The sequence below is a fragment of the Candidatus Cloacimonadota bacterium genome (genome assembly GCA_020532355.1).
GTDB lineage: Bacteria > Cloacimonadota > Cloacimonadia > Cloacimonadales > Cloacimonadaceae > UBA5456.
The window spans coordinates 1-3,958 of the sequence record JAJBBD010000035.1 but is presented as its reverse complement, the minus strand read 5'-3'; the positions used below and the strand labels follow the sequence as shown (position 1 = coordinate 3,958).

1 protein-coding gene is annotated in these 3,958 nt (G+C 43.4%); it reads left to right on the top strand.

Annotated features, from left to right (window positions below):
- A partial coding sequence (locus tag LHW48_01030; protein ID MCB5259046.1) for an Ig-like domain-containing protein occupies positions 1-3,530 on the top strand: 3,530 nt, incomplete at its 5' end.
- Positions 3,531-3,958 lie beyond the last annotated feature (428 nt).

Sequence of the window (3,958 nt, the reverse complement as noted above, 5' to 3'; positions counted from 1 at the left end):
CTACACTCACACCTACCGAATTAAGAACTATTCTTACTTCCACAGCCACAGATATGACCATCGATGGCGGAGTGGGTTGGGATAGGTACACTGGATATGGCATGGTGAATGCCTACAACGCATTGATGGCGTTGGATCCTAGCATGCCAAGTGTGTCCATCACCAATCCTGCCAGTTTTAGCACTATCGATATGGGGGCGACAGTTAATGTAACTGCCACTGCAACGGATGGCGATGGATATATAACATCTGTAGCTTTCTATTTGAACGATGTGCTTCAATATACAGATTCTACCAGTCCCTATGTTTGGAGCTGGGATACTTCGTCTTTTAGCGCAGGCAATTATTCGATCAAAGCAATCGCTACCGATAATGATTCCAACACCGCTCAGAGTAGCATCACCGTAAATATTCTGGTGCCAGCCGACGAAGGATTTGAGACTGGCAACTTCAGTGCACAAAACTGGACAAATAACAGCAGTTCGCCTTGGATAGTACAAAGCACCGAAAAATACTCAGGAACTTATGCGGCAAAATCTGGAGTGATCAGCGATAATCAACAAACTGAGATCAGCATCTCTCAAGTTGTATCTGAGGCTGGAAACATCAGCTTCTACTACAAAGTATCCTCAGAATCGAGTTATGATAAGCTCTTCTTTTTGGTCGACGGTGTAGAGCAAGCTAATTGGTCTGGCGAAGTGAATTGGACTCAGGCTAGCTATTCTGTAACTTCAGGATTGCGTACTTTCACCTGGCGTTACACCAAGGACGTATCTCAATCCGTAGGCAGCGACTGCGCCTGGATCGATCATATTGTCTTCCCGCCTCAGGGGGCATACTACGCTCCGGCAACTAATTTCAGCGCTATTCCAGCTGATGGTTCTATCACCCTTAATTGGACTTCACCAGGCGGGGATGTGCAAAACTTCAAAGTATATCGTGACGATGTACTTTTAACTACAACCCCCAATAGCACATACACAGATTACGCCGTAAGCAATGGCAACAGTTATACCTATTATGTAGTTGCAGTCTATGCTGGTGGCGAATCCGATCCTACAGATAGCATCGAAGTAACCGCCGGTCTGGCATTTGAAGCGATACTGGGCACGGGTACTTCTGCTACAAACTCTTCAGCAGCAAGCCCTATCAATGCATGGTACAAATCTTTACACGGCCAGAGCATTTATACAGCCGCTGAACTTGCTACTGCAGGCATTGTGGGTCCAATTAGTATCACAACGCTTGGCTTTGATGTGGCTAGCGTTCCCATTTATGATTTGCCGAATTTCATTGTAAGAATCAAACATACTACAGATACAAATGGAGAATATTGGCAAACTGCGACAAACATGCAAACCGTTTACGGCCCCGTAACTTATTCACCTTCAGTGGGCTGGGATATGCTTACGCTCAGCACTCCCTTCGTTTGGAATGGAGTAGATAATATTGTCATCGATACCGCATTTGGTACTTTGAGCGATTATGACGATACAGGAACGGTAAAATACACCACCGTCACAAATGGTTACAGATATATACGTGCAGATGGAAGTAACCAAACAAACGTGTTTTCTGGAGGGGAAACCTCCTCCTCCCGCCCCAATCTGAAACTGCTTTTCGCTCCTTTGGCAGTTGATCCGGAAATATCGGTGAGCACCAATAGCTTAGATTTTGGGGTAATTCGTGTTGACGATACTTCCACTAGCAACTTTATGATTACCAATAGCGGTGGCGGTACGCTTGAAGGCACAATTTCCACCACTGGTGCTTTCAGCGTTGCTCAAGTAGGCTCAAAAATCTCCCAAGAAGCGGATAAGAAAAATTCGAACCGCAATCAGCTCAACTATAGTATAAATCAAGGCAGTAGCACAAGCTATGCCGTTACTTTCGATCCCGTTAGTACCGGAGAAAGCATGGGTACTGTGACCATCACTCACAATGCTGGGGGAGAGGATGTGGAGATATCGCTTAGCGGGTCTGCTTACGAAGCTCAATCTATTCCTTTCGTAGAAGGCTTTGAATCAGTGGGCAATAATTGGGTTATCGTCAACGGAACTCAGACTAATGGCTGGCACATTGGTGAAGTAGTATCTAATACTGGTTTAAAAAGCATATATATAAGTAGCGATAACGGAGTAAGCAACGGCTACGAAACAAGTTCTGCTTCTGTGAGCCATTTCTATACTGATGTTGCCTTTCCCGAAAGCGCAACGAATTTCTTCTTGCGCTTCAATTGGCTGGCAAATGGAGAAGGAGGATACACAAACTACGACTATTTGCGTGTTTATATGGTGGATACCTCAGTTTTCCCAGAAGCAGGCACACTTCTAAGCTCCGGAAGCCTTTCGGAAGAGCCATTCTTGCTACAAACATCTTGGCAGAATGCCGATATCGAATTACCAACCGGTATTGCAGGCAGCACCAAACGCCTGGTCTTTACCTGGAGAAATGATTCAAGCTCGGGCGCTCAGCCTCCTGCTGTAATAGACGAAATCCGCATTGTAAGCATCGCAAATCAGGAAATTGTGGAAATTATTGATGGCGAAGCTGAAGTTGACCTGCCTCCCGTAACTGATATCAATAATAATACTATCACTCCTTCTATTATCATCGATGGAGTTGGCGGAACTGAATTGAATATAGAAGTCGGTTATGGTTCTTCTGTAAGCCCATATAGTAATGCCGGATTAGATATCACTCTTTCCGCAGAAAGTTTCAGCGGAGCTTATATCCTGATAGATCACAATCTTGGTTTTATTCCTCCCACCATCGCATTCAACACCGGTAGCGGATGGAATCTTCTTTATGCTACTGCAAGTTGGACAGATACTTCTGTCGATTTCTCCATCGCAGAAGCCAAACAAAAATCCGGCGAGCTTATTATTGTGTTCTCCAGTAGCCAAGATAACACCCTGCCTGTTACCCTATCCAGTTTTAACGCCATTTGTTTGGATAATGGAAGAGTGAAACTTAATTGGGTAACTGCCACCGAAACAGGAGTATTGGGTTATTATATTCTTCGTTCCGAAACAGACGACATAGCTCAAGCCCAACCGATTTCTCCGCTAATTGAAGCTACAAACACATCTGAAGAAAGGCATTATATATATATTGATGCCGAAACTCTTCCTAGCAGCAGCTATTATTATTGGCTCATGAGTAGGGATTATAACAGTGAAGAAAACTTCTATGGTCCCTTAAATATTAAAACCGATAACTACGGTGATAACCCGGTACCAGAAATTCCAGAACTCACCCAAAGCTTGGGTAATTTTCCCAACCCCTTCAATCCCATTACCAACATCCGCTATTCTTTGGCAGAACCGTCAAACGTGAAAATTGTTATTTACAACACACGTGGTCAGATGGTACGCCGCCTTAGCCGAGATCATAATGAAGCAGGATATTATAGCCTCACTTTCGACGGTAGGGATGAATCTGGCAATGAACTCAGCAGTGGATTGTATTTTTACCGTTTTGATGCGGGCAAGGTGAAAAGTGCTCACCGCATGATGCTGATGAAATAAACCCTTAGGATGCTTTGCAGTAGATACTTGTTACACAAAGTAATGCTCATGATGTTACGCTAATTTCTGCAGATGCTTGAATATGGCACCCCCATTTCCTTAAGCTATGCTTAGGCATTTTTCAAGCAGAGATCCTCTTGTGAGTACAGCAAAATGGTAGCTTGAACGATTGCTAATAATAGCTTGAAGCACTGAAGGTTGAGCAAGTAGAAATTTAGCGATTGAAGCAATTGATTTCTTTGTCACACATATTGTTACAGTATGTTTATCAATGAGATCTTATGTGCTAAAGAGCAACAGTCTTTTATTTTTTTATCTTGACATTATTGTATTTATCCAATATATATATATTAGACTTACTTCTCCAGTTACAGGAAAAGATTTGTTCGGTCCGGCACCTGCAAATTCAATAATTAGTCATTGCTCTG